We start from the raw sequence: 23583 nt of genomic DNA, 5'->3' as shown, positions 1-23583 counted from the left end.
CAATTAGCCTGCTGAGTTTCTACGCCTGCTGGGTGGGGCCGTCAATGTCCTGGCTTCGCGGCCGCTTTCCCGGCTCTGAAAGCAGGCTCTGACAGCATGGTGCCCGATCGAGAACACGGAACAAGGAGTCATCGATGGCCAGTCATGGCGGACAACGCGTCTTTATCGCCTCGCTGGGGATCACCCTTGCCATTGTTATCGCGGCGGCGGCTTTCCCGGAGGCGGTTGGGGGGTTCGCGGCGTTCGCCCTTGATGGCACGACGCGCCTCTTTGGCTGGTTCTACCTGTTCACGCTGTTCAGCGGTGTGGTCCTGCTGGGATGGCTGGCCCTGGGGCGCTACGGCAAGATTCGCCTGGGGCCTCAGGACAGCCGGCCGGATTATGGCTTCTTTTCCTGGATCAGCATGCTGCTGGCCGCGGGCTTCGGCGTGGGGCTGGTGTTCTACGGCATGGCCGAGCCCATGACCCACTACATCGACCCGCCCTACGGCGACGTGCCCGCCGAGAGCATCGCGTCGGCGCGCCATGCGATCCAGTTCAGCTACTTCAACTGGGGAGTCCACCAGTGGGCGGCCTTCTCGGTGGTGGGGCTGATCATCGCCTACTTCCAGTTCCGCAAGGGGCAGGCCGGCCTGGTCTCCTCGGTGCTCTCCTCGGTTACCCCACAGGACTCCCGGTTTCGCCCCTTTATCGGCTGGCTGGACGTCTTCGCGGTGGTGGCCACGGTGATGGGCGTGGCCACCTCCCTGGGGCTGGGCGTGCTGCAGATGAACGGTGGGCTCAACGCCGTCTTCGGCCTGCCCGAGAACACCCTGTGGCAGTTCATCATCCTGTTCGTGATGTTCCTGGCCTACATGGCCTCGACCTGGGCCGGTCTGGACCGGGGGATTCGGCGTCTCTCCAATCTCAACATGATCCTGTGTATCGGCCTGATGCTCTACGTGCTGGTCACCGGCCCCACGGTGGCGATCCTGGAAACCATCCTTCTCGGGTTTGGCGACTACCTGCAGAACTTCATCGGCATGAGCCTGCGCACCACCCCCTACAGCAACGACGCCTGGGCCCAGGAGTGGACCCTGTTTTACTGGGCCTGGGCCATTGCCTGGTCGCCCTTCGTCGGCACCTTCGTGGCGCGGGTCTCGCGCGGGCGAACCATCAAGGAGTACGTGGTGGGCGTACTGCTGGTGCCGCCGCTGCTGGCCTGCCTGTGGATCGGCGTGTTCGGCGGTGCCGCCATCAACATGGAGCTTGGCGCCGACGTGGGCCTGGCCGCGGCCACCCAGGACAACATCACCGTGGCGCTGTTCGAGATGTTCGAGCTGATGCCCTTTTCCGGGGCGCTGTCGGTGGTGGCGATGCTGCTGATCTTCATCTTCCTGGTCACCTCCGCGGACTCCGCTTCCTATATCGTGGCGCAGATGACCGACGCCGGCTCCATCAATCCCCCGCTCTTCAAGCGGGTGATATGGGGCGTGCTGATCGCCGCCATCTGTCTGACGCTGATCGTTGCCGGTGGCCTGACCGGGCTGCAGTCGGCCTCGGTCCTCTCGGCGCTGCCCTTCTCCCTGGTGCTTTACGGGATGGCGGCCGCGCTGATCCGAACGCTTCAGCGCGATCATCGCTCCCTGCTCACCCAGCTCTATCGCCGCCATGGCGAGACGCCGGTGGGGGCGGATGCCTTCGAGGCCGAGTCCCTGGGTGAGGAGGAGCGCTTGCGCCGGGCGCCGCCCGGCGTGGTCAAGCGGCGCATCAAGCGCTGAAGCGGGCCATCGGCGGCTATCGAGGCCGTGGCAGTGGCCAGCCGCCGCGGCAGGCCGTAAGCTCAGGGAACAATGGTGAAATCGGACTTCGACCATGACCCTCATCCGCACCGGCCGCGGCGCTCCCCGTCGCGGTGCCACCCGTCGGCGCCAGCGGCGCCGGCTCGACTGGGCCGGCTTCGATCGCTGGCTCGACCGGGTGGTGGTCGTGGCGGTGAGCATCGCCCTGCTGGTGGGCGTCGTGGCCCTGGTCCTCACCCTGCTGCTCTAGTCACTTGCCGTGCCTCTAGTGCCGTGTTTCTCCTCTGACGGATAAAGGATGGTCAGCCCCATGCTGGGATTCCTGCAGGGATTTTCCTATGGCCTCTTCCTGACCTGCCTGCCGTGGCTGCTGGTGGGTCTGGTCAACCCGCGCCTGGCCGTGCCGGTCGAGCCCCCCGGCCGCCTGCAGGTCATCCTGCGCTACGCCCTGGTGGTGCCCTTCATCAGCATGCTGCTGTGGCTGACCTCGCTGTGGGGCGGCTTCGGGCCGACCCTGACGGGCTGGCTGGCGGGGCTGGTGGCGGTGCCGGTGGCGCTGCCGCTGGAGCGTCGGCTGCGCGGCTGGCTCGCGCGGCGGCGTGAGAAGCGCCGGCAGGCGGCGCTGGCGGCCGAGGCCGCGCGGCGCCGAGCACAGCAGCAGCGTGACGCCCACGAGGCCGACCTGGCGGTGCTCGACCCGGCACGGCCGCCGGCGGATGCCGACGATCTGGTGCTGGCCCTGTGCCGGGCCAAGCAGGGGCTGGTCGACGCCCGCCGCCCCGACCTGGCGGTCCAGGCCGACCGCGTCTACAGTCGCTACCGCCATGTGCTGGGCGTGCTGGGGAGCCGCTTCGACAGCGGCGAGCTGGCTTTCGCCCGCGCCCGGGGGCTGGTGGTCGAGGTCTGCCGCACCGTGGTGGATACCCTCGACGCCATGGCCTCCCAGGCTCGCGGGGTGGCGAACGTGGACGGTGACTTCGTGCGGCGCCGCCTGAGTCGCGAGGGCCGGCAGCTGGGGGCGCAGGAGCGTGCCGCCCTGGTGCGGCGGCTGGAGCTGCTCGAGGAGACCGAACGGGGGCTGCGCGAGCTGGCCGCGCGCAACGAGTCGGCGCTGACCGTCCTCGACGACACGGCCGTGTCCATGGCGCGCATCGAGACCGGGCGCCCGCAGGCCTCGGTCACTACCGAGCAGGCGCTGGAGGAGCTGCGCCGCTTTGTCTCCCGTGCCGACCGCTACGGGCGTGGCAAGCCCTGAGGTCGGCCCTTCTACACGCCCAGACCCGATCCTTCGAGAGGTATCCATGACCCAGCAACCCGAACGCGACTCCCGCCTGTCGCTGCCACCGGTGGAGGAGATCGCCCGCCAGCTGGACGGCAGCGCGTCGGACGGTGGCGATGACGACCCGTCGTTGGCGGCCCAGGCCGATGCCTTCGTCGACGAGCTGGTCGCCGGCGGCGATGCCGAGGCCCTGGCGCGCCAGCGACGCGCCATCGATGAGCTGGGGTTGGAGCTGCAGCAGCAGGCCGCCCACCAGAGCGCCATGCTGCAGACTCCGCTGCGCCAGCTGGCCCACCACGGGGATGAGGGCGGTCCGGTGGCCAGGGCGCTGGGCGACCTGCGCGGCCGGATGCAGGAGCTGGACCCCGCCCGACACCGCCTGTCACCGGGCCCGCTGGATCGCCTGCTGGCCCGGCTCCCGGGGGCCGGCAGCCGCCTGCAGCGCTACTTCCGCAAGTTCGAGACCGCTCAGCAGGCGCTGGATGCGATCATCGCCGACCTGGAAGGGGGGCGCGACATGTTGCATCGCGACAACCTCACCCTGGGCGATGACCAGCAGTCCCTGCGCGAGAGCCTCGCCCAGCTGGAGCGCCAGGTCGCCCTGGGGCGGCGGATCGACGAGCGGTTGCAGGCCGCCATCGTCCGCCGCGACGAAAACGACCCCCAGCGGCGCTTCCTCGAGGAGGAGCTGCTGTTCCCGCTGCGCCAGCGCATCGTCGACCTGCAGCAGCAGCTGGCGGTGAGCCAGCAGGGCGTGCTGGCGCTGGAGGTGGTCATCCGCAACAACCGCGAGCTGATGCGTGGCGTCGACCGCGCCATCAATGTCACCGCCTCGGCGCTGACCGTGGCGGTCACGGTCGCCTTGGCCATCGCCAACCAGCGGCTGGTGCTGGATCGCGTCGAGGCGCTCAATGCCACGACCTCGGAGATGATCGGGGGGACCGCGCGGGCGCTGCGCCAGCAGGGCGTGGACATCCAGCAGCGGGCCTCGTCGGCGATGCTCGACATGCAGGCCCTGGAGCAGGCCTTCGGCGAGGTGATGGGGGCCATTGACGACCTGTCCCGCTATCGCCGCGAGGCCCTGCCGCGGCTGGACGACCAGATCGAGCGGTTGGCGGCCCTGGCCGGCCGGGGCGGCGAGGCCATCGACCACCAGCTCCGCGGCCGCGAGGGAGAAGACGCCATCGGGCGCGACCGACACGGCTGACCCTTCAACCAACGCGCGCACTCAACGCGCGCACTGGACTATGCTGCTCGAAGGTGCCGGGTCCGGTGCGCGATATAAGGGGTAGAACGATGACCGAGGTCAAGAATATCTTCGTGGTGGGGCTCAACGACTTCAACCGCCAGCGTCTCGAGACGCTGCACGGTGCCGGACAGTGGCGATTCCACGGGGTGATCGCCCCGGAAGCGGTCTACGATACCGAGGAATTCGACATCGACGCCATGCTGGCAGAGGCCACGGCGCAGCTCGAGGCCTTCGAGGGCTCGGTCGACGCCATCGTCGGCTACATGGATTTCCCCGTCTCGACCATGTTGCCGCTGCTCTGTGAACGCTTTGGCACTCGTAGCACGTCGCTGACGAGCCTGCTCAAGTGCGAGCACAAGTACTGGAGTCGTCGCGTTCAGCGCGAGGTGATTCCCGACCACATTCCGGGCTTTACCGCTTTCGACCCTTTCGATGACGAGGCGATGACGCACATCGGCGAGGCAGGGCTCTACTTCCCCTTCTTCGTCAAGCCGATCAAGTCCTCCGGCTCACGGTTGGGCTTTCGCATCGACACCCCAGAGGACTTCTATCAAGCTATCACGGAGTTACGCGAGTCGATCGGCACCATTGCCGATCCCTTCAATATGGTGCTAGAGCAGGCGCAGCTGCCGCCGGAAATCGCCGCCGTGGACGGTCATTTCTGCATGGCCGAGGAGATCATCGGCGGCTGGCAGTGCACCGTGGAAGGCTACGTCTACAACGGCGAAGTGGTCAGCTACGGTATCGTCGATTCGCTGCGCTATCCCCAGGTGCTGAGTTTCTTCCATTACCGCTACCCGTCGGGGCTGCCCGAGGATATCCAGAGCTCCATGGTCGAGCTCACTGACAGAATCATGACCCATATCGGCTATGACAATGCCGCCTTCAACATCGAGTACTTTTGGGATGAGGTGCAGGGGCGCATCTGGTTGCTGGAGATCAATACCCGCATCTCCCAGTCGCATTGTGACCTCTTCGAGAAGGTCGATGGGGTCAGCAACCAGCAGGTGACCATCGACCTTGGGCTGGGCCAACGCCCCGACATGCCCCATCGCGAAGGGGCCTTCCCCATGGCGGCCAAGTTCTTCCACAGGGTATTCTTTACCGATGCGGTGGTGACACGAGCCCCCACGCCGGAGGAGGTCGCCACACTCGAGGTCGACTTCCCCGGTTGCCAGATTGCCGTACAGGTGGAGGAAGGGCAGCGGCTCTCCTCCTTGCCCGAGCAGGACGCCTACAGTTTTGCGCTGGCGCATGTCTATCTTGGTGCGTCATCCGCCGAGCAGTTGCTCGCGGATTTCGACCGTCTGGTGGCGCGACTGGCCTTCGAGTTCGACGACATCCAGGGCTGAGCACGGCCGGCCTGGAGCAGGCTTCAAGGGACTTTGAAGAGACAAGGAGAGCAGGACCATGCGTATCGTCAACGATTTTCCCCGCCGGATCATGGAGGAGGAGACCTGGATCCCGTTGCCCGATGGCAGCCGCCTGGCGGCGAGGATCTGGCGGCCGGTGGACGCCGAGATCCATCCCGTGCCGGCGATACTGGAGTACCTGCCCTACCGCAAGCGCGACCTCACCGCCGAGCGCGACATGCAGAGCCATCCCTACTGGGCGGGGCACGGCTATGCCGGGGTGCGGGTCGACATCCGCGGCACCGGCGAGTCCGACGGCGTGCTCACCGACGAGTACCTGCCCAGCGAGCTCGAGGACGGCCTGGTGATCCTCGAATGGCTCGAGGCCCAGCCCTGGTGCACCGGTGACGTCGGCATGATCGGCATCTCCTGGGGCGGCTTCAACGGCCTGCAGATCGCGGCCCTGCGTCCCCCCCAGCTCAAGGCCGTGATCACGATCTGCTTCACCGACGACCGCTACGCCGACGACATCCACCACATGGGCGGCTGCCTGCTGGGCGACAACCTCTCCTGGGCCTCGACCATGTTCGACGGCAATGCCTGCCCGCCCGACCCGGACCTGGTGGGCGAGCGCTGGCGCGAGATGTGGCTCGAGCGCCTGGACGGCAGCGGCCTGTGGCTCGCCCAGTGGCTCGAGCACCAGCGCCGCGATGACTACTGGAAGCACGGCTCGGTATGCGAGGACTACTCGCGGATCCAGTGCCCGGTCTATGCCGTCAGCGGCTGGGCCGACGGCTACTGCAACGCCGTCTTCCGGGTGCTGGAGGGGCTTTCGGTGCCGCGCAAGGGGCTGGTCGGCCCCTGGGCCCACAAGTATCCGCACCTGGGCGTGCCGGGGCCGGCCATCGGCTTCCTGCAGGAGTCGCTGCGCTGGTGGGACCAGTGGCTCAAGGGCATCGATACCGGGATCATGGACGAGCCCATGCTGCGCGTCTGGATGCAGGAGTCGGTGCCGCCCTCGGCGCGCTACGAGGAGCGTCCCGGGCGCTGGGTCGCCGAGCCCGACTGGCCATCACCGAACATCCTGGCCGACGCCTTCCGGCTCACCGAGGGGCACGACCTGGTGCCGGAAGGCGAGGGGGGCGAGGACGACGAGGCGGTTCTGGATATCCGCTCGCCCCTCTCGGTGGGGCTCTATGCCGGCAAGTGGTGCTCCTACAATGCGCCGCCGGACCTCCCCCACGACCAGCGCGACGAGGATGGTGGCTCGCTGATCTTCCAGACGGCACGCCTCGAGGCGCCGCTGGAGATCTGCGGGTCGCCGCTGGTGGAGCTCGAGCTCTCCGCCGACCAGCCGGTGGCCATGGTGGCCCTGCGCCTCTCCGATATCGCCGAGGACGACAAGGCCACCCGGGTCTCCTACGGGCTGCTCAACCTGACCCACCGCGACAGCGACGAGCATCCCGAGCCGCTGGAGCCGGGGCGACGCTATCGGGTCAGGATCCCGCTCAAGCACATCGCCCAGCAGTTCGCCGCAGGACACGCCATCCGCCTGGCCCTCTCCACCAGCTACTGGCCGCTGGCCTGGCCGGCGCCGCAGCCGGCTCGGATCACCCTCTGGCCCGGCGCCAGCCGGCTGGTGCTGCCGCGGCGCGAGCCACGCCCCGCCGAGGAGGCCCTACTGCCCGCCTTCGCCGAGCCCGAGGGCGCACCGGCGCTGGCCAAGACGCTGCTGCAGCCGACCCAGGAGACCTGGCAGGTGATCCGCGACCTGGCCCAGGATCGCACCACCCTGGAGGTGATCAACGACGAGGGGCGCTACCGGATCGACGATATCGACCTGGAGATCGCCGCTCGGGTCACCGAGCGTTATGCCTACGCCTACGGCAGCTACGACAGCGTCAGCGGCTGGACGGAGTGGCAGCGCAGCTTCAAGCGCGGCGACTGGGAGGTCAGCACCCTGACCCGCACCCTGCTGACCAGCGACGCCGATAACTTCCGCATCCGGGCCACCCTGGACGCCTGGGAGGGGGATACCCGGATCTTTGCGCGCACCTGGGACGAGACGATCCCCCGCGATCTCGTCTAAGGTCCCGTATGAGCCCGATCCCCGCCGCCGTGCCGATGACACCGCGCGCCTCGCGCAAGGAGATCCTCGGCTGGGCGATGTTCGACTTCGCCAACCAGGCCTATACCCTGCTGATCATCACCGTGGTGTTCGGCGAGCTGTTCACCACGGTGATCGTCGGCGACCGCGGCGACGGCTACCGCCTGGCCAACTTCCTGTGGAGCCTGGCGCTGGCGGTCAGCTACCTGCTGGTGGTGGTGACCGGCCCGCTGTGCGGGGCGGTGATGGACTACCGGGCCGCCAAGAAGGGCTTCCTGTTCGTCAGCTACCTGGCCACCGTGGCCACCACCGCCATGCTCTACTTCGTGGCGCCGGGCTACGTGGTGCTGGGCCTGACGCTGATCGTGGTCTCCAACTACGCCTACTCCATGGGCGAGTCCTTCATCGCCGCCTTCCTGCCGGACCTCGGCCCGCCCGAAGACCTGGGCAAGATCTCCGGCTTCGGCTGGGCGCTGGGCTACGTGGGCGGGCTCTTCGCGGCGGGCTTCACGCTGGTGGCGCTGGGCGAGGCCACGGCCGAGAACTTCGAGCGCATCCGCTGGGTGGGGCCCTTCGCGGCGGGCTTTTTCCTGGTCACCGCCATCCCCACCTTCCTGTGGGTGAAGGAGCGCGGCACGCCCCAGCCGCCCGGCAAGCCCTACCGCGAAATCGCCCTGGAGCGCGTCTCGACGACCCTGCACGAGCTGCGACGCTTCCGCGACCTGGGCATTTTCCTGGTCTCGCTGATCTTCTCCATGGCCGGCGTCTACATCATCATCGCCTTCGCCTTCATCTACGGCGCCCAGGTGATCGGCTGGGACACGTCGGTGCGCAACATCATGTTCATCATCGTGCAGGTCACCGCGGCGCTCGGGGCGCTGGGCTTCGGGTTCATCCAGGATCGCATCGGCACCCGGGTCACCTACCTCTTTACCCTGGGGCTCTGGGTGGCGGCGATACTCGCCATCTGGGCCACGCCGGAGGTCACCGCCTTCCTGCATGCCCGTGCCGGGCTCGATTGGGAGGCCCAGCACCTCTTCCTGGTGGTGGGCTGCCTCGCGGGGCTCTCGCTGGGCTCCAGCCAGTCCGCCAGCCGCGCCCTGGTGGGGCTCTTCTCGCCGAGCCGCAAGGCCGCCGAGTTCTTCGGCTTCTGGGGCCTGGCCAACAAGCTCGCCGGCGTGATCGGCATCATCGGCCTGGGACTGCTGCAGTCGCTGGTGGGGCTCAAGGCGTCGATCCTGCTCTGCGCGGTGCTCTTCGCCATCGCCATCCTGGTCTGTCTCTTCGTCGACCAGGCCCGGGGCCAGCAGGCGGCCCGTGACTGGGATATCCGCAACCCTCGCCAGGACGCCCTGGCTCCGAGGCGGAATCCCCCTGTGGCATGATGCTCGCAAAGGGCAGACGCCGGGAGGGAAGGTCATGAGCGAGGAGCGTGCCACACGTCGTGCGGGGCTGGGCATGATGCTGCTGTTCTGGGTGCTCTTCCTGGGGGGCGGGGCCTGGTGGTTCCACGGCTACCTGGAGGCGCAGCGCAACCCCAATGCCCACCTCGCCAATGTCGCGGTGGGGGAGGGTGAGCCGGTGGTGCTGGAGCGCAACCGCGCCGGCCACTTCGTGGCCACCGGGCGCATCAACGGGCAGCCGGTGGAGTTCCTGCTCGATACCGGCGCCACCTATGTCGCGGTCCCGGCCGAGATGGCCGAGCGGCTGGGGCTCGAGAGTACCGGCAGCGCCTGGTTCAACACCGCCAACGGTCGCGTGCGCGGCGAGCTGGCTACCCTCGAGACGGTGAGCCTGGGCGGCTACCAGGCCCGCGACGTGCGCGGCTCGATCAGCCCAGGCCTCACCGGCGAGGCGGCGCTGCTGGGCATGAGCTTCCTCGACCGCTTCGACATCGAGATCCGTGATGCGCGCATGGTGCTGCGCCCGGCGCAGCGGCGCTGAAGTGGCCATGCCGGTCCGTGCGATCCCCCTCCGCCGACCCCGAGGCCCCGTAGCTTCCCGTGATAGAGGAACGCGAGGCATGGGTGTGTCAGGCCCGCTGGAGAAGCTCGACGACCTGAGCGGGCTGGAAGCTGTTGGCGCGACTCTCCTCCCAGTAGCGCTGGTAGAGCGGCTGATCGGGGAGGTGGCGCAGTAGCTCGCCTGGGGCCAGAACCGGGTAGAGTTCGGCATAGGAGCAGACCTGATGGCGCGACACACGGCGCATGACGTGGCCGGGTCCAAGATCGGCGGGGCGTTCCAGACCCGCGGCCGACAGCATCTCCGCCAGGGCCTCCAGGGTGTTGCGATGATAGTGATAGACCCGCTCGCTCTTGTCGGCCACGTCCAGGTGTCGGCTGCGGCGCGGATCCTGGGTCGCCACGCCGCTGGGGCAGCGACCCGAATGGCAGTTCATGGCCTGGATACAACCCAGTGAGAACATGAAGCCGCGCCCGGCGTTGCACCAGTCAGCTCCCAGCGCCAGGGTGCGAGCGATATGAAACGCCGAGGTCAGCTTGCCGGCCCCCGCCAGGCGAATACGATGGCGCAGATTGGCGCCTACCAGAGTGCTGTGAACCAGTGATAGGGCTTCCACCAACGGCATGCCCAAGCGGTTGATGAACTCCAGTGGTGATGCGCCGGTTCCACCTTCACCGCCGTCTACCACGATGAAGTCGGGCAGGATGTCGCTTTCCAGCATCGCCTTGACCATGCCGAACCACTCCCAAGGGTGGCCGATGGCAAGCTTGATGCCTACCGGCTTGTCGTCGGCGAGCACCCGCAGGCGTGCGATGAAGTGCATCATCTCCAGCGGTGTGGAGAATGCCGGATGGCTGGCCGGCGAGACCACGTCCTCGCCGATGGGAACGCCCCGCGCGGCGGCGATCTCCGCGGTCACCTTGGCACCGGGCAGGATGCCGCCGTGGCCTGGTTTGGCGCCCTGAGAGAGCTTGACCTCGATCATCTTGACCTCGGGGCGAGCGGCGTTCTCAACGAACGTGTTCGGGTCGAAGTTACCCTCTTGGTCGCGACAGCCGAAGTAGCCAGAGCCGATCTCCCACACCAGATCGCCGCCCTGTAGATGGTGGCGAGAGATGCCGCCCTCGCCGGTATCGTGGTAGAAGCCGCCGCGCCGGGCCCCAAGATTCAGGGCCTCGATGGCGTTGCCGGATAGCGCGCCGAAGCTCATGGCCGAGATGTTCAGCAGGCTGACCCGATAAGGGTGGCGGCGCTCGCTGCCGACCTTTACCGTCATGGCGTCATGATTCGGTTTTGATGGCGCCAGCGAAGGATTGATCCATTCGTAGCCCTCTGCATACATGTCCATCACGGATCCGAAGGGCTTCTTGTCGAGGATATTCTTAGCACGCTGGTAGACGGCACTGCGCTGCTCACGGGAAAAGGGACGTTCCTCGGTATCCGACTGCACGAAGTACTGGCGGATCTCGGGGCCGATGCCCTCCATGCAGTAGCGGAAATGGGCGAGGATCGGATAGTTGCGACGCAGGGTCCGGGAGCGCTGCCGCAGGTCCCAGGTGCCCAGGGCCACCAGGGCGGCAAACAGTGGTACGGGCCAGAAGGGCGCCCCCATGGCCCAGGCGGGCAGGGTAACGGCAAGCCCCAGCAGGCTGATGATGAAGGCGGTGTAGCGCAGTGGGATGGGCCAGGGAATACGGTTCGCCATGGGGAGCTCCGGATGGGGCGGCCGTCGGCGGACGCCGGGCTTAGGTCATACAGTCATGAAGTCGGTCGGAGGGAGAGGATCTTACACCCCGCCCACTTCCCTCGTTCGGGGCAGCTGATACCATGGATGCATGAACAGTATGCCTGCCTCCGCGTCGGTCACCGCCCCCCTGGACGATCCGCGCTACTACCTGGCGAACTTCCGCTTCGTGCTGGCGTGGGTGGCCGAGCGCCACGGTGACCTGCTGGACGCGGCCGAGCACGGCTTCCTGGCGGACTTTGCCGCCCTGCCCGAGGCTTCGCAGGCGCTGCTGGTGCGCATGGTGATGCGCAAGGGCGAGCACTTTCGCACCTCGCGCCTGGGCTATCCCGAGATCGGCGACACCGCGGCGGCGCTCGCGCCCCTGGTCGAGGCGGGCCTGGTCGAGGCCGCCCCCGCGCTCGGCCTGGCGGAGCTCTTCCGCCAACTGCGCCTACCCGAGCTGCGTCGTGCTCTGGCCGGCGAGATCGCCGCCGCGGGGCTGCCCGCCGCCACCGGCAAGGCCGCGCTGTTCGAGGCGCTGGCGCCGCGGCTCACCGAGGCTCGCCCGCTCTCCGGCTGGTGGCCCGCGGCGCCGGACCGCGTCGTGCGACTCGCCGTGATGGCGAGCTGCGACCGGCTGCGGCTGATGTTCTTCGGCAACCTGCACCAGGACTGGGCCGAGTTCGTGCTGACCGAACTCGGCCTGCAGCGCTTCGAGCGGGTGGCGATCACCGCCGACTCTCGGGCCTTCAGCTCTCGTACGGAGGTGGATGTCTACCTGGCCCTGCACCGTCTTCGCGAGCGGCTCGAGGCCGGGGAGGCGGTATCGGTATTACAGGCCGAGCTGCCTGCGCCGCTGGCCGACAACGCCTGGCTGGCGACGCGGCATCGGCGGCTCTGCGTGGCGCTGGGGCGCCAGGCGGAGCGGGAGGGGCAGGGCGAGCCGGCCCTCGCCCTCTATGCCCAGGCCGGCTGGCCGGACGCGGGCCATACCGGCAGCGTCGAGGCGCGCATCCGCCACCTGCGCCTGCAGGAGCGCCGCGGGGAGCACGCCGCGGCCCTGGCCCTGGCCGAGCCCCTGGCCGAGGCTCCGGCCAGCGAGGAGGAGGCCCAGGCGCTGGGACGGCTGGTGCTGCGGCTGCGTCGCCGGCTGGGGCTTTCCCCGCCGGCGTCACGCCGCGAGCCGGCCCCTCGACAGTGGACCCTGACCCTGCCGCCCGGCCCGGTGGAGGCCGCGGTGCGCGACTACCTGCACCGCGATGCGGCACCGGTGTATTACGTGGAGAACAGCCTGCTCACCGGGCTCTTCGGCCTGCTCTGCTGGGAGGCGCTCTTCGCGCCGCTGCCCGGTGCCTTCTTCCACCCCTTTCACCACGGCCCGGCGGATCTGTACCGCGAGGACTTCGTGGCCCGCCGCCGCGAGCGCTTCGATGCCTGCCTGGCCCGGCTCGACGTTGGCAGCTATCGCCAGGCGATCCGCGCCACCTGGCGGGCGAAGCAGGGGCTGGCCTCGCCCTTCGTGCACTGGGGGGCGCTCGATGAGGCACTGCTCGAGCGGGCGCTGGCCTGCCTGCCGGCCGCCCACCTGCGTGCCTGCTTCGAGCGCCTGCTCGATGACCTCAAGGCCAACCGGGCCGGCCTGCCGGACCTGATCCAGTTCCTTCCCGAAACCCCGCAGGGCGAGCCACGCTACCGGTTGATCGAGGTGAAGGGCCCCGGCGACCGGCTGCAGGACAACCAGCGGCGCTGGCTGGCCTTCTTCCATGCCCGGGCGATCCCCGCCGCGGTCTGCCATGTGCGTTGGGGGATGGACGGCGAATGAGCGGGGAGACGGGCTATCGCGTGGCGGTGCGCACGCTGTGCGATTTCACCGCCCGGGAGGGGGACCTGGACTACCGCTTCACCCCGGCCCCCAGCGCCCGGGAGGGCATCGCGGGCCATGCCCTGGTATCAAGGCGGAGGGGCGAAGGATACGAGGCCGAGCTGCCGCTCTCCGGCGCCTTCGAGGGGCTGAAGGTGGGCGGCCGCGCCGACGGCTACGACCCGGCGGCCAACCGCCTGGAGGAGGTCAAGACCCACCGCGGGCGCCTGGAGCGTATGGCCGACAACCAGCGGGCCCTGCACTGGGCGCAGGTCAGCGTCTACGGCGCGCTGCTGTGTGCCGACCGTGGTCTCGCCTCGCTGACCCTGGCGCTGGTCTACCTGGACATCACCACCGGCCGCGAGACCGTGCTGACCCGCGAGGCGAGCGTCGAAGAGCTCGAGGCCTTCTTCGCGACCCAGTGCCGGCGCTTCCTGGCCTGGGCGGCCCAGGAGGCCCGGCATCGCGAGCGGCGTGATGCCGCGCTCGGCGAGCTCGCCTTTCCCCACGACCGTTTCCGTCTCGGCCAGCGCGACCTGGCGGAGAGCGTCTACAAGGCCGCCAGCACCGGCCGCTGCCTGCTGGTCCAGGCCCCCACCGGCATCGGCAAGACCCTCGGCACCCTCTTTCCGCTGCTCAAGGCCATGCCCCGCCAGGGGCTCGACCGCGTCGCCTTCCTGACCATGAAGACGCCGGGACGCCGGCTGGCGCTGGATGCCCTGGCCGCCCTCGGTGGCGGGGAGGGGGCTGCCGGAAGCCCGGACGCCGGAAGCCCGGACGCCACGCCCCGGCCGCTGCGGGTGCTGGAGCTCACCGCCCGGGATAAGGCCTGCGAGTATCCCGACCGGGCCTGCCACGGCGAGGCCTGCCCGCTGGCGGCGGGCTTCTACGACCGGTTGCCGGCGGCGCGCCAGGCCGCCGTGGCGGGTGGCTGGCTGGACCGCGAGGCGCTGCGCGCGGTGGCCCTCGACCATGGCGTCTGCCCCTACTACCTGGGGCAGGAGCTGGCCCGCTGGTGCGACGTGGTCGTCGGCGACGTCAACCACTGGTTCGATGCCAATGCCCTGCTGCATGGCCTCGCCCGGGCCAACGACTGGCGCCTGGGCCTGCTGGTGGACGAGGCCCACAACCTGGTGGAGCGGGCCCGGGGCATGTACAGCGCCGAGCTGGACCAGCGCCGCCTCGCCCGGCTGCGCCGTGAGGCCCCCGGGGCCCTGGCGCGTCCCCTGGGGCGCCTGGCCCGGCAGTGGCAGGCGCTGGTCCGGGAGGCGGGGATGAGTGAGGCCGGCGCGCCGGGCAGACCTGGCTACCGGGTGCTCGACGGCCTGCCCGACGGGATGGTCGCGGCCCTGCAGGGGGTCGCCAGCGCCATCACCGAGCACCTGGGCGAGCACCCCGACCAGGCCTCCCTCGCGCTTCAGGAGCTGCTCTTCGAGGCGCTGGCCTTCACCCGCCTGGCGGCCTCCTTCGGCGACCACTCGCTGTGCGACCTGGCCCGTCATGGCCGCGGTCGGGCCGTGCTGGGGCTGCGCAACCTGGTGCCGGCGGACTTCCTGGCGCCGCGCTTCGCGGCGGCGCAGTCTGCCGTGCTCTTCTCGGCGACCCTGAGTCCCGCCCACTACCATCGGGACCTGCTGGGCCTGCCGGTCGCCACGGTGTGGTGGGAGGTCGCCTCGCCGTTCGCCGCCGAGCAGCTCGAGGTGCGCATCCGCGCCGATATCTCCACCCGGCTGCGCGACCGTGAGGCATCGCTTTCGCCCATCGTCGCCGAATTGGCCGAGCAGTACCGCCGCCGGCCGGGCCACTACCTGGCCTTCTTCAGCAGCTTCGTCTACCTGGAGGCGGCCCTGGCACGGTTGCAGGAGGCCCATCCGGAGATTCCCGTGCGCGCCCAGACCCGCGGCATGCGCGAGGCCGCACGCGACGCCTTCCTGGCCGGTTTCACGCCGGGCGGGCAGGGAATCGGCTTTGCGGTACTCGGCGGGGCCTTCGCCGAGGGCATCGACCTGCCCGGCGAGCGGCTGATCGGGGCCTTCATCGCCACCCTGGGCCTGCCGCCCTTCGACCCCTTCAACGAGGCTCTCAAGGCGCGGCTGGCGGCGCGCTTTGGTCGTGGCGACGACTACGCCTACCGTATCCCCGGGCTGATCAAGGTGGTGCAGGCGGCGGGCCGGGTGATCCGCGGCCCCGACGACGAAGGCACGCTGGTGCTGATGGACGACCGCTTCGCGCGGCGCGAGGTGCGGGCCCGGTTGCCGGGGTGGTGGGCGGTGGAGTGATGGCGCCTCAGCGCTGTCCGTCGGGGATCTCCTCCAGGGTGCGCCCCGACACCACGGACTCGGGCTCCGTGGACGTGGGGTTGCGTCGCGCATCGGCGGCCTCGTCGTCCATCTTCACCAGCAGCCAACCCTCTTCCTGGGCCAGGTGCGTGCGGATCAGCGCATAGCCTCCGTGCAGCTTTTCGCCCTCCAGCCAGACGGTGGCATGGCCCTCTTTGAGCTGTTCGGCGACCGAGGACCGGTCGTCGCCCTCCTTGAGGTTGCGGTAGTAGCCGCAATCCCAGATCAGTACGGTGCCGGCGCCATATTCGCCCTCGGGGATCACACCCTCGAAGTCGGCATAGGCCAGGGGATGATCCTCGGTAGGGATCGCCAGGCGCTTGACCCGCGGATCGGTGGAGGGGCCCTTGGGCACGGCCCAGGACTTCAGCACGCCATCGACCTCGAGGCGGACATCGTAGTGCAGGGTGGAGGCGGCGTGCTGCTGGATCACGAAGCGCGGCCGGTCGCCCTTCCGGCCGTCCTCCATGGGCTCGGGGGTACGGCGCGGATCGCGCTTTTCGCGGTAGCGTGTCGGGGTGTCGCGGGATGCGGCCATGGGTCGCCTCCGGCCGGTGGCTATCCCCAGTCTAGTCGCTGCGCGGGTTGTCCCGAGGCTCGCCACGATCACACTTGACGCATTCCAGCGCGAGGTCGAGTCGCGAGCGCCGCCCGGCCTCAGTGGTCACCCAGGGGCGCTCGGTCCAGGGCGGCTGATGACGCACGTGCTGGTTGTGGCCGCAGGCGAGTTCCGCGACCCAGTGGCCTTCCTCGTCGAGGTGATAGCCGATGATGGGCTGCTGCATGGCGGTAGGCAGGCTACCGCCGGGGCGGCGGGGCCTTGTAATGGCCGGGTACCGTCACCCGCTCGCCGTTGGGCAGGTCGCGGACATGGGCGGGCACGAAGACCCGCGTGATCACGCTTCTGGCTTTGCGCTCGGTCATGGGTGAGCCCTCCGTGTCATCCCTGGACGTCCTACCCCACGTTAGCGCTCGCGGCCATCGTGAATCAATGCCGGCTCGCCCCCTGATTCAGCCGGGTGAAGCGGACCGGCGGGCTGTACTTCTCGCCGTCGGGGGCGCGCTCGGGGGCGGGCCGGACTCGCCAGCCCCGTGAGGTCGCCCACTCCTTGAGTTCCCGGTAATCGAGCAGCGGGTAATCCCGCGAGTAGGGGTTGGGGGAGACCGAGGGGAAGGCGAAGGCCACATGGGGATAGCGGGCCAGGGCGTCTTCACTGTCATGGGCGCTGAGCGCCTGGTCCAGGGCAGACTGCCACGCCCGGGAGTCGCGACGTGCTACGGCTTGGGTTGCATGCATCGGATTGCCCTCGGTTGTTGTGCCTGTTGACGGGCCATGAAAGACGCACCGCCCGGTGTGGCCGGACAGGGCGTCAGGATACGTGTTCAATCCCAGCTCAGTGCGCCGCCCACCTGGTATTCGGTGACGCGAGTCTCGAAGAAGTTCTTCTCCTTGCGCAGGTCGATGATCTCGCTCATCCACGGGAAGGGATTCTGGGCGCCCGGGAACTGCTCCTTCAAGCCGATCTGCGCCAGGCGGCGATTGCAGATGAAGTGCAGGTACTCCTCCATGATCGCCGCGTTCATGCCCAGCACGCCGCGGGGCATGGTGTCACGCGCATAGGCGATCTCGAGCTCGGTGCCCTCGAGGAGCATCTGGGTGACCTCGTCCTGGAACTCGGCCGTCCAGAGGCGCGGGTTCTCGATCTTGATCTGGTTGATCATGTCCACGCCGAAGTTCAGGTGCATCGACTCGTCGCGCAGGATGTACTGGAACTGCTCGGCCACCCCGGTCATCTTGTTGCGCCGGCCCATGGAGAGGATCTGGCTGAAGCCGCAGTAGAAGAAGATGCCTTCGGTGACGCAGTAGAAGGCGATCAGGTTGCGCAACAGCTCCTGGTCGGTCTTGGTGGTGCCGGTGTTGAAGTCCGGGCGGGCCAGCGACTGGGTATGCTTGAGGCTCCAGGCGGACTTGGCGGCCACCGAGGGCACCTCGCGGTACATGTTGAAGACCTCGCCCTCGTCCATGCCCAGCGACTCCACACAGTACTGGTAGGCGTGGGTGTGGATCGCCTCCTCGAAGGCCTGGCGCAGCAGGTACTGGCGGCACTCGGGATTGGTGATCAGGCGGTAGAGCGCCAGCACCAGGTTGTTGGCCACCAGCGAGTCCGCGGTGGAGAAGTAGCCCAGGCTGCGCTCGACGATGCGCCGCTCGTCGGCGGTGAGGCCCTCGGCGCTCTTCCACAGCGCGATGTCGGCGTTCATGTTCACTTCCTGGGGCATCCAGTGGTTGGCGCTGCCGTCCAGGTACTTCTGCCAGGCCCACTCGTACTTGAAGGGCACCAGCTGGTTGAGGTCGGCGCGGGCATTGATCATCTGCTTGTCGTCGACCTCGATGCGTGCCGCACCCATCTCCAGCTCCTCGAGGCCTGCGGCCACGTCGAGCTCCTCCAGCGACCGGCGGGCACGGGCCAGGCGGTCGCCCTCGGCGGCCTGGTAGCTGCCGCGGCTCTCGGCAACGGCCGCGTTGTCGGCCTGGGGCTCGGCAGCGGGCTGCGGAGCGGGAGCCGGCTTGGGTTGCTCGGCGACGGTTGTCTCGTCCTCGTGGAACTCGTCCCAGTTCAGCATGTCACTTACCTCGAGTTAATTGGGGGCCGTAGATGGATTCATCGCTCGAGGCTCATCCGGCGGCAAGCCTGCGAGGAGGCGCTGTGAACCCATCCCTGGGCGCTACCGACGCCATCCTTGGCGTAGGACCTCCTCTTCGGCTTGTCCACGGCGCCTCTCGCTTCACCGGCGGCAATGCGTGTCTGGTTGGGCTTACTGGCAGGCCTCGCAGCCCAGCTCGTCGATCTCGCCGGCACTCGGTGCGCGCTGGCCGCCCTTGCCCTGCAGGAAGTCCTCCACGCCGCGTGGCTCCCGGCGGGGGGGCTCGGCGGCCGGTTCAGGGCTGGCCGAGGGCCCAGGAGCGCCATTGCTCACGGCATTGAGGGTGCCGCGGTCGACGGTGGACTTCTCCACCGAGGTGGCACCCAGGGCGCGCAGGTAGTAGGTGGTCTTGAGGCCGCGGAACCAGGCCATGCGGTAGGTCACGTCGAGCTTCTTGCCGGAGACCCCCTTGATGTAGAGGTTCAGCGACTGGGCCTGGTCGATCCACTTCTGGCGCCGCGCGGCGGCCTCCACCAGCCACTTGGGCTCCACCTCGAAGGCGGTGGCGTACTTGGCCTTGAGGTCGTCCGGAATGCGGTCGATGGGCTGGGCCGAGCCGTCGTAGTACTTGAGGTCGTTGATCATCACCTCGTCCCACAGCCCGCGCGCCTTGAGGTCATTGACCATGGGCGCGTTGACCACCGTGAACTCGCCGGAGAGGTTCGATTTCACGTAGAGGTTCTGGTAGGTCGGCTCGATGGACTGGGTCACGCCACAGATGTTGGAGATGGTGGCGGTCGGGGCGATGGCCATCACGTTGGAGTTGCGCATGCCCTGGCCGGCGATCTTGTCGCGCAGGCGGTCCCAGTCCTGGGTGACGCTCTCGTCGAGCTCGATGTACTTCTCGCCGCGCTCGGTCTTGAGCTTCTGGATGGAGTCGATGGGCAGGATGCCCTGGCTCCACAGCGAGCCCTCGAAGCTCTGGTACTGGCTTCGCTCGGCGGCCAGATCAGAAGAGGCCTCGATGGCGTGGTAGCTGACCAGCTCCATGGAGCGGTCGGCGAACTCGACGGCGTCCTCGGAGGCGTAGGCGATGTCCTGGGCGTAGAGGGCGTCCTGGAAGCCCATGATGCCGAGCCCCACCGGGCGGTGCTTGGCGTTCGAGTGACTCGCCTGGGGCACCGCGTAGTAGTTGATGTCGATGACGTTGTCGAGCATGCGCACGGCGGTGCGCACGGTCTTCCTCAGCTTCTCGCCGTCGAGTTTTCCGTCCACCACGTGCTGGGCCAGGTTGACGGAGCCCAGGTTGCACACCGCGATCTCGTCGGCCGAGGTGTTGAGGGTGATCTCGGTGCACAGGTTGGAGCTGTGCACCACGCCGGCGTGCTGCTGCGGGCTGCGCAGGTTGCATGGGTCCTTGAAGGTGATCCAGGGGTGGCCGGTCTCGAACAGCATCGAGAGCATCCTGCGCCACATGTCCTTGGCGCGGACGCGCTTGTAGAGCTTGAGCTCCCCCGTGCGGGTCATCGCCTCGTACTCCGCGTAGCGCTGTTCGAAGGCCGCGCCGTAGAGGTCGTGGAGGTCAGGGCAGGTGGAAGGAGAGAAGAGCGTCCACTCGCCGTCATCGAAGACCCGCTTCATGAACAGGTCGGGCACCCAGTTGGCGGTGTTCATGTCGTGGGTGCGGCGGCGGTCGTCGCCGGTGTTCTTGCGCAGCTCCAGGAACTCCTCGATATCGAGGTGCCAGGTCTCGAGATAGGCGCACACCGCGCCCTTGCGCTTGCCGCCGTTGTGCGCCAGTCCTGCCGTGGTCATGTAGGACTCGTCACCTTCGACTTCCAGATCATAAACAAACGGAAGCGTCGTGATGGTGTCCACGCTGCGCACGCGAGAGAAAAGATGGCCGTTGTAGGTGAGCCAGTTGCGCTTGACAAGGGGTCGACAGCCGACCCATTCGGCAATCTCGGCAACGGCGGGTACGCGAATGTCATAGGCCTTGCAGGCGCCGTCGAAGCGGATCTCGCTGCCATCGACGCGACGCCCCGTATGTGCCTGTTCGCGCTCACGGTACTGTCCGGCCGTGGGAATGCCGAGGCGCAGGAGTTGATAACGCAGGCTTTCGGCCAGGGCACGCGATGTGCTGGTAAAATAGATTTCCGTGCCCCGCGAGACGCCACCGTCGGTTTCCAGCAGGCCCTGAATCAGGGCCAGTGTCTGGGCTTTCGGCAAATGAGCAAAGCGACGACTGATGTGCTTGTCATGCTGGGCGTCGTAGATATCGTCCTGGCGGAACGGAAGTGTCGGAGCACCGGCCCCGGCAATTCTTCCCGTGGTGGCATCTCGCCGAACGCCATGACCCGATGCCCAATGAATCTGGGCATAGTGATCGTTGCGCGAGGTTTCCCAGAAGTGGATGCCGCGGTCTTCAAGGTAGTGACGCACGAAGTCGAGATGAGAATCGCGACCAGGGTGGCCGGACACGCCCCACTGCATGCCGTCTTTCGAGAGATGACCATCGCCCAGCAGGATACCGTAAAGGCGCGCATCTTCCACCGTTAAGCCGTCGACAGGGACGACTTCGGTGGGAATGACCTGCGCGACATAGTCCCCTTTCTGGAGGCGACCCGCGTCCACCCAGTCGGGGGATACCTTGCCTTTCTGCAGCCAGTCAAGCGTGCGCTCTGCGGATTGCTCCAAGGGCACGCCGCGCAGTGCATAGAAGGGATGACCGGCGGTGACGCGCACTGACTCGATGGCATGCTTGATGTTGAGCGCTACCATCGTCTCCATCTGGTTGTAGAGATGCCGCTGTTTGACCTGGCGGTAGGTGCCGGAAATGCCCAGGACCAGGTCGCCGGACTCGATCCGCTCGATGGGGCGAGGGCCTTCAGCGGTATGGACCAAGGTGTCGGGCGCAAAGCATTGGTTGACCGCCACGGCGGTATCGTTGACCACCTTGAGGAAGGGGACGACGCCTTGGGACTTGCCGTTGGTGCCCTTGATCCAGGAACCGAGCGCGCGGACGGGGGTCCAGTCGTTGCCCAGGCCGCCGGCCCACTTGGAGAGCAGGGCGTTGTCGCGGATGGCGCTGTAGATGCCGTCCAGCTCGTCGGGCACGGTGGTCAGGTAGCAGCTGGAGAGCTGGCTTCGCACGGTGCCGGCGTTGAACAGGGTCGGCGTGGAGGCCATGTAGTCGAAGCTCGAGAGCAGTTCGTAGAACTCGATGGCCCGCGCCTCGCGGTCGTCCTCGTTCAGCGCCAGGCCCATGGCGACCCGCATGAACATCACCTGAGGCAGTTCGTAGCGTACCTCGTCGCGGTGGATGAAGTAGCGGTCATAGAGGGTCTGCAGGCCCAGGTAGGTGAAGGCGTTGTCGCGATGGTGGTCCAGCGCCTCGCCCAGGCGGTCGAGGTCGAACTCGGCAAGCCGGGGGTCGAGCTGCTCGAAGGCGATGCCCTTGGCGATATAGGCCTTGAAGGCCGGCACGTAGAGCTCGGCCATCTCCCCGTAGGTGGCCTCGTCGGCGATGCCCAGGAAGGAGAGCGCCTCGCGGCGCAGGTTGTCCTGCAGCAGCCGGGCGGTGACGTAGGTGTAGTCGGGATCCTTTTCCACCAGGGTGCGGGCGGTCATCATCAGCGCCTGGGAAACGCCGTCCACGGTGACGCCGTCGTAGAGGTTCTTCAGCGAATCCTCGACGATCTTGCCGGCCTCGACGTTGGCCAGCTCCTCGCAGGCATCCGCCACCAGGGTCTCGATACGGCCCAGGTCCAGCGGGCGGGTGGTGCCATCGGTGAGGGTCACGTTGAGGCTGGGATGCGGTTTGACGATGTCACCGCCGGCCGCGGCGCGCGCCTGGGCGTGCTCTTCCCGATAGAGCACATAGGCACGGGCGACCCGCTGCTCGCCAGCCCGCATCAGCGCCAGCTCGACCTGGTCCTGGATGTCCTCGATGTGCAGGGTGCCGCCGTCGGGCATGCGGCGCTGGAAGGCCTGCTCGATGCTATCGGTGGACTGGCGGACGAAGTCGCGTACTCGTGAGGAGGTGGCGGCGTTGTCGCCCTCCACGGCGATGAAGGCCTTGCTCATGGCGACGGCGATCTTGTCGGCATCGAAGGGCACGACGTTGCCGTTGCGCTTGATGATGCGCAGGGCCTTGGGTGCGGTGACGGAAACGGACGGCTCGTCCGGTGTGACAATGGTATCCATGGCGCCGGGGTCCCTGACGGGTGAGTCGAATGGTCGATGGCCGCCTCTCGGGCGACGGTTGACAGGCATGGTGTCGATTGTTGAGGCACATGATGTAGTATCCGTACCGATTAGAAACACAAGATAGTGTGCTTTTCGGGCCCCATCAAGTGGATAACCTGTGGATTGGCTGTGGCCATCCGGGGGGCAGAATGGACCCCGTCGCCAGGCCCCGTCGTTGGGCCACGGAGACACTCCCTGTCGCCAAATGGCGACGGGAAGGCGCAATGCCGGATTTCGGGTATCCTTTAGCCATTGGCGTTGGCTCCCGACCGCGGGAGCCCCGCGACCGCTCACCTGCCCGCCAGGATGGAACAGAGGATGGACGACAGCTTGCAAGCCCAGGAACAGGATCACGTGTTGATCATCGAGGATGACGAGCGGCTGGCCGGCCTGACCCGCGACTACCTGGAGGCGAACGGGTTCCGGGTCACGGTCGAGGCCGACGGCGCCCGTGGGGTGGAGCGGATCCTCTCCCTGCAGCCGGACCTGGTGATCCTCGACCTGATGCTGCCGGGCGAGGATGGCCTGTCGATCTGCCGCCGGGTACGCAGCGAGTACCTTGGCCCGATCATGATGCTCACTGCCCGCACCGACGACATGGACCAGGTGCTGGGCCTGGAGATGGGCGCCGACGACTACGTGCCCAAGCCGGTGCAGCCGCGGGTGCTGCTGGCGCGCATGCGCGCCCTGTTGCGGCGTTCCGAACCGGCCGAGGTCGGCGAGGAGACCCGCCTGACCTTCCACGACCTGGTCATCGACAACGCCACCCGCGAGGCCTGGCTGGACGGCGAGCGCATCGACCTGACCAGTGCCGAGTTCGACCTGCTCTGGCTACTCGCTAGCAATGCCGGCCGGGTGCTGACCCGCGAGGAGATCTTCGACCGCCTGCGCGGCATCAAGTACGACGGTCAGGATCGCTCCATCGACGTGCGCGTCTCGCGCATTCGCCCCAAGATCGGCGACGATCCCAACCAGCCGCACCGCATCAAGACGGTGCGCAGCAAGGGCTACCTCTTCGTCAGGGATGGCTGAG

Annotated in this window: 18 protein-coding genes; 11 read left to right on the top strand and 7 right to left on the bottom strand. The window is 68.0% G+C overall.

Translation table 11 applies throughout. The annotated features are described in order from the left end of the window. The first annotated feature begins 134 nt into the window (after window positions 1-134). From OP498_RS14240 to OP498_RS14205, 8 genes are all read left to right on the top strand, one after another. A complete protein-coding gene (locus OP498_RS14240; RefSeq protein ID WP_280548748.1) occupies window positions 135-1760 on the top strand; it encodes a BCCT family transporter in 1626 nt (541 codons plus the stop codon). A gap of 94 nt (window positions 1761-1854) precedes the next feature. Then, window positions 1855-2031 (top strand): hypothetical protein, encoded by a 177-nt coding sequence (locus OP498_RS14235; RefSeq protein ID WP_280554005.1) that lies wholly within the window; start codon window positions 1855-1857, stop codon window positions 2029-2031. Window positions 2032-2091: 60 nt separating this feature from the next. Further along, window positions 2092-3036, top strand: a complete 945-nt coding sequence (locus tag OP498_RS14230) for a cobyrinic acid a,c-diamide synthase (RefSeq protein ID WP_280554002.1) — start codon at window positions 2092-2094, stop codon at window positions 3034-3036. Window positions 3037-3082: 46 nt separating this feature from the next. After that, the gene (locus OP498_RS14225) at window positions 3083-4267 is read left to right on the top strand and encodes a toxic anion resistance protein (protein WP_280554000.1); all 1185 of its coding nucleotides are present in this window, start codon (window positions 3083-3085) and stop codon (window positions 4265-4267) included. Between the two features lie 89 nt (window positions 4268-4356). Further along, complete coding sequence (locus OP498_RS14220) at window positions 4357-5661, top strand: ATP-grasp domain-containing protein (RefSeq protein ID WP_280553999.1); 1305 nt, start codon at window positions 4357-4359, stop codon at window positions 5659-5661. A 58-nt stretch (window positions 5662-5719) separates the two neighbouring features. Further along, window positions 5720-7750, top strand: a complete 2031-nt coding sequence (locus tag OP498_RS14215; protein ID WP_280548738.1) for a CocE/NonD family hydrolase — start codon at window positions 5720-5722, stop codon at window positions 7748-7750. An 8-nt stretch (window positions 7751-7758) separates the two neighbouring features. After that, the gene (locus OP498_RS14210; protein WP_280553998.1) at window positions 7759-9153 is read left to right on the top strand and encodes an MFS transporter; all 1395 of its coding nucleotides are present in this window, start codon (window positions 7759-7761) and stop codon (window positions 9151-9153) included. A 34-nt stretch (window positions 9154-9187) separates the two neighbouring features. Continuing rightward, window positions 9188-9712: a TIGR02281 family clan AA aspartic protease gene (locus OP498_RS14205; RefSeq protein WP_280553996.1), complete on the top strand. Its 525-nt coding sequence runs from the start codon at window positions 9188-9190 to the stop codon at window positions 9710-9712. A gap of 88 nt (window positions 9713-9800) precedes the next feature. Here OP498_RS14205 and OP498_RS14200 read toward each other — a convergent pair whose 3' ends face one another. Continuing rightward, window positions 9801-11435 (bottom strand): FMN-binding glutamate synthase family protein, encoded by a 1635-nt coding sequence (locus tag OP498_RS14200; protein ID WP_280553994.1) that lies wholly within the window; start codon window positions 11433-11435, stop codon window positions 9801-9803. A 130-nt stretch (window positions 11436-11565) separates the two neighbouring features. On the opposite strand from OP498_RS14200, the gene OP498_RS14195 reads away from it, so the two are divergent. Together OP498_RS14195 and OP498_RS14190 are read left to right on the top strand one after the other, a co-directional pair. Further along, on the top strand, window positions 11566-13278 hold the full coding sequence (locus OP498_RS14195) for a VRR-NUC domain-containing protein (RefSeq protein ID WP_280553992.1): 1713 nt from the start codon (window positions 11566-11568) through the stop codon (window positions 13276-13278). Beyond that, window positions 13275-15596: an ATP-dependent DNA helicase gene (locus OP498_RS14190; protein WP_280553991.1), complete on the top strand. Its 2322-nt coding sequence runs from the start codon at window positions 13275-13277 to the stop codon at window positions 15594-15596. The genes OP498_RS14195 and OP498_RS14190 overlap by 4 nt, the downstream gene beginning before the upstream one ends. Window positions 15597-15603: 7 nt before the next feature. On the opposite strand, the gene OP498_RS14185 is transcribed toward OP498_RS14190, so the two are convergent. The 6 genes from OP498_RS14185 to OP498_RS14160 form a co-directional block, all read right to left on the bottom strand. Then, complete coding sequence (locus OP498_RS14185) at window positions 15604-16194, bottom strand: DNA polymerase ligase N-terminal domain-containing protein (protein WP_280553990.1); 591 nt, start codon at window positions 16192-16194, stop codon at window positions 15604-15606. 31 nt (window positions 16195-16225) lie between these two features. Beyond that, window positions 16226-16441, bottom strand: a complete 216-nt coding sequence (locus OP498_RS14180; protein ID WP_280553989.1) for a DUF3565 domain-containing protein — start codon at window positions 16439-16441, stop codon at window positions 16226-16228. A 13-nt stretch (window positions 16442-16454) separates the two neighbouring features. After that, window positions 16455-16580 carry a hypothetical protein gene (locus tag OP498_RS14175; protein WP_280548722.1) on the bottom strand — a complete coding sequence of 42 codons (126 nt, stop codon included), beginning with the start codon at window positions 16578-16580 and terminating at the stop codon, window positions 16455-16457. A 64-nt stretch (window positions 16581-16644) separates the two neighbouring features. Further along, window positions 16645-16953, bottom strand: a complete 309-nt coding sequence (locus OP498_RS14170) for a hypothetical protein (RefSeq protein ID WP_280548720.1) — start codon at window positions 16951-16953, stop codon at window positions 16645-16647. A gap of 86 nt (window positions 16954-17039) precedes the next feature. After that, a complete protein-coding gene (locus OP498_RS14165) occupies window positions 17040-18281 on the bottom strand; it encodes a ribonucleotide-diphosphate reductase subunit beta (protein WP_280553988.1) in 1242 nt (413 codons plus the stop codon). 192 nt (window positions 18282-18473) lie between these two features. Further along, complete coding sequence (locus tag OP498_RS14160) at window positions 18474-22508, bottom strand: ribonucleoside-diphosphate reductase subunit alpha (protein ID WP_280553986.1); 4035 nt, start codon at window positions 22506-22508, stop codon at window positions 18474-18476. A gap of 360 nt (window positions 22509-22868) precedes the next feature. Here OP498_RS14160 and OP498_RS14155 point away from each other — a divergent pair, with 360 nt between their 5' ends. Beyond that, complete coding sequence (locus tag OP498_RS14155; protein ID WP_280553984.1) at window positions 22869-23582, top strand: winged helix-turn-helix domain-containing protein; 714 nt, start codon at window positions 22869-22871, stop codon at window positions 23580-23582. Window position 23583: the final 1 nt, after the last annotated feature.

Origin of the sequence: Halomonas sp. 25-S5, assembly GCF_029889845.1 — a bacterium.
GTDB lineage: Bacteria > Pseudomonadota > Gammaproteobacteria > Pseudomonadales > Halomonadaceae > Halomonas.
The sequence above is the reverse complement of the archived record's forward strand: the minus strand, read 5'-3'. Positions and strand labels throughout refer to the sequence as shown.

What these genes read in the sequence shown, in the direction of transcription:
- OP498_RS14240 (WP_280548748.1), top strand. Translation starts at nt 135, where the DNA reads ATGGCCAGTCATGGCGGACAACGCGTCTTTATCGCCTCGCTGGGGATC.
- OP498_RS14235 (WP_280554005.1), top strand. Translation starts at nt 1,855, where the DNA reads ATGACCCTCATCCGCACCGGCCGCGGCGCTCCCCGTCGCGGTGCCACC.
- OP498_RS14230 (WP_280554002.1), top strand. Translation starts at nt 2,092, where the DNA reads ATGCTGGGATTCCTGCAGGGATTTTCCTATGGCCTCTTCCTGACCTGC.
- OP498_RS14225 (WP_280554000.1), top strand. Translation starts at nt 3,083, where the DNA reads ATGACCCAGCAACCCGAACGCGACTCCCGCCTGTCGCTGCCACCGGTG.
- OP498_RS14220 (WP_280553999.1), top strand. Translation starts at nt 4,357, where the DNA reads ATGACCGAGGTCAAGAATATCTTCGTGGTGGGGCTCAACGACTTCAAC.
- OP498_RS14215 (WP_280548738.1), top strand. Translation starts at nt 5,720, where the DNA reads ATGCGTATCGTCAACGATTTTCCCCGCCGGATCATGGAGGAGGAGACC.
- OP498_RS14210 (WP_280553998.1), top strand. Translation starts at nt 7,759, where the DNA reads ATGAGCCCGATCCCCGCCGCCGTGCCGATGACACCGCGCGCCTCGCGC.
- OP498_RS14205 (WP_280553996.1), top strand. Translation starts at nt 9,188, where the DNA reads ATGAGCGAGGAGCGTGCCACACGTCGTGCGGGGCTGGGCATGATGCTG.
- OP498_RS14200 (WP_280553994.1), bottom strand. Translation starts at nt 11,435, where the DNA reads ATGGCGAACCGTATTCCCTGGCCCATCCCACTGCGCTACACCGCCTTC.
- OP498_RS14195 (WP_280553992.1), top strand. Translation starts at nt 11,566, where the DNA reads ATGAACAGTATGCCTGCCTCCGCGTCGGTCACCGCCCCCCTGGACGAT.
- OP498_RS14190 (WP_280553991.1), top strand. Translation starts at nt 13,275, where the DNA reads ATGAGCGGGGAGACGGGCTATCGCGTGGCGGTGCGCACGCTGTGCGAT.
- OP498_RS14185 (WP_280553990.1), bottom strand. Translation starts at nt 16,194, where the DNA reads ATGGCCGCATCCCGCGACACCCCGACACGCTACCGCGAAAAGCGCGAT.
- OP498_RS14180 (WP_280553989.1), bottom strand. Translation starts at nt 16,441, where the DNA reads ATGCAGCAGCCCATCATCGGCTATCACCTCGACGAGGAAGGCCACTGG.
- OP498_RS14175 (WP_280548722.1), bottom strand. Translation starts at nt 16,580, where the DNA reads ATGACCGAGCGCAAAGCCAGAAGCGTGATCACGCGGGTCTTCGTGCCC.
- OP498_RS14170 (WP_280548720.1), bottom strand. Translation starts at nt 16,953, where the DNA reads ATGCATGCAACCCAAGCCGTAGCACGTCGCGACTCCCGGGCGTGGCAG.
- OP498_RS14165 (WP_280553988.1), bottom strand. Translation starts at nt 18,281, where the DNA reads ATGCTGAACTGGGACGAGTTCCACGAGGACGAGACAACCGTCGCCGAG.
- OP498_RS14160 (WP_280553986.1), bottom strand. Translation starts at nt 22,508, where the DNA reads ATGGATACCATTGTCACACCGGACGAGCCGTCCGTTTCCGTCACCGCA.
- OP498_RS14155 (WP_280553984.1), top strand. Translation starts at nt 22,869, where the DNA reads ATGGACGACAGCTTGCAAGCCCAGGAACAGGATCACGTGTTGATCATC.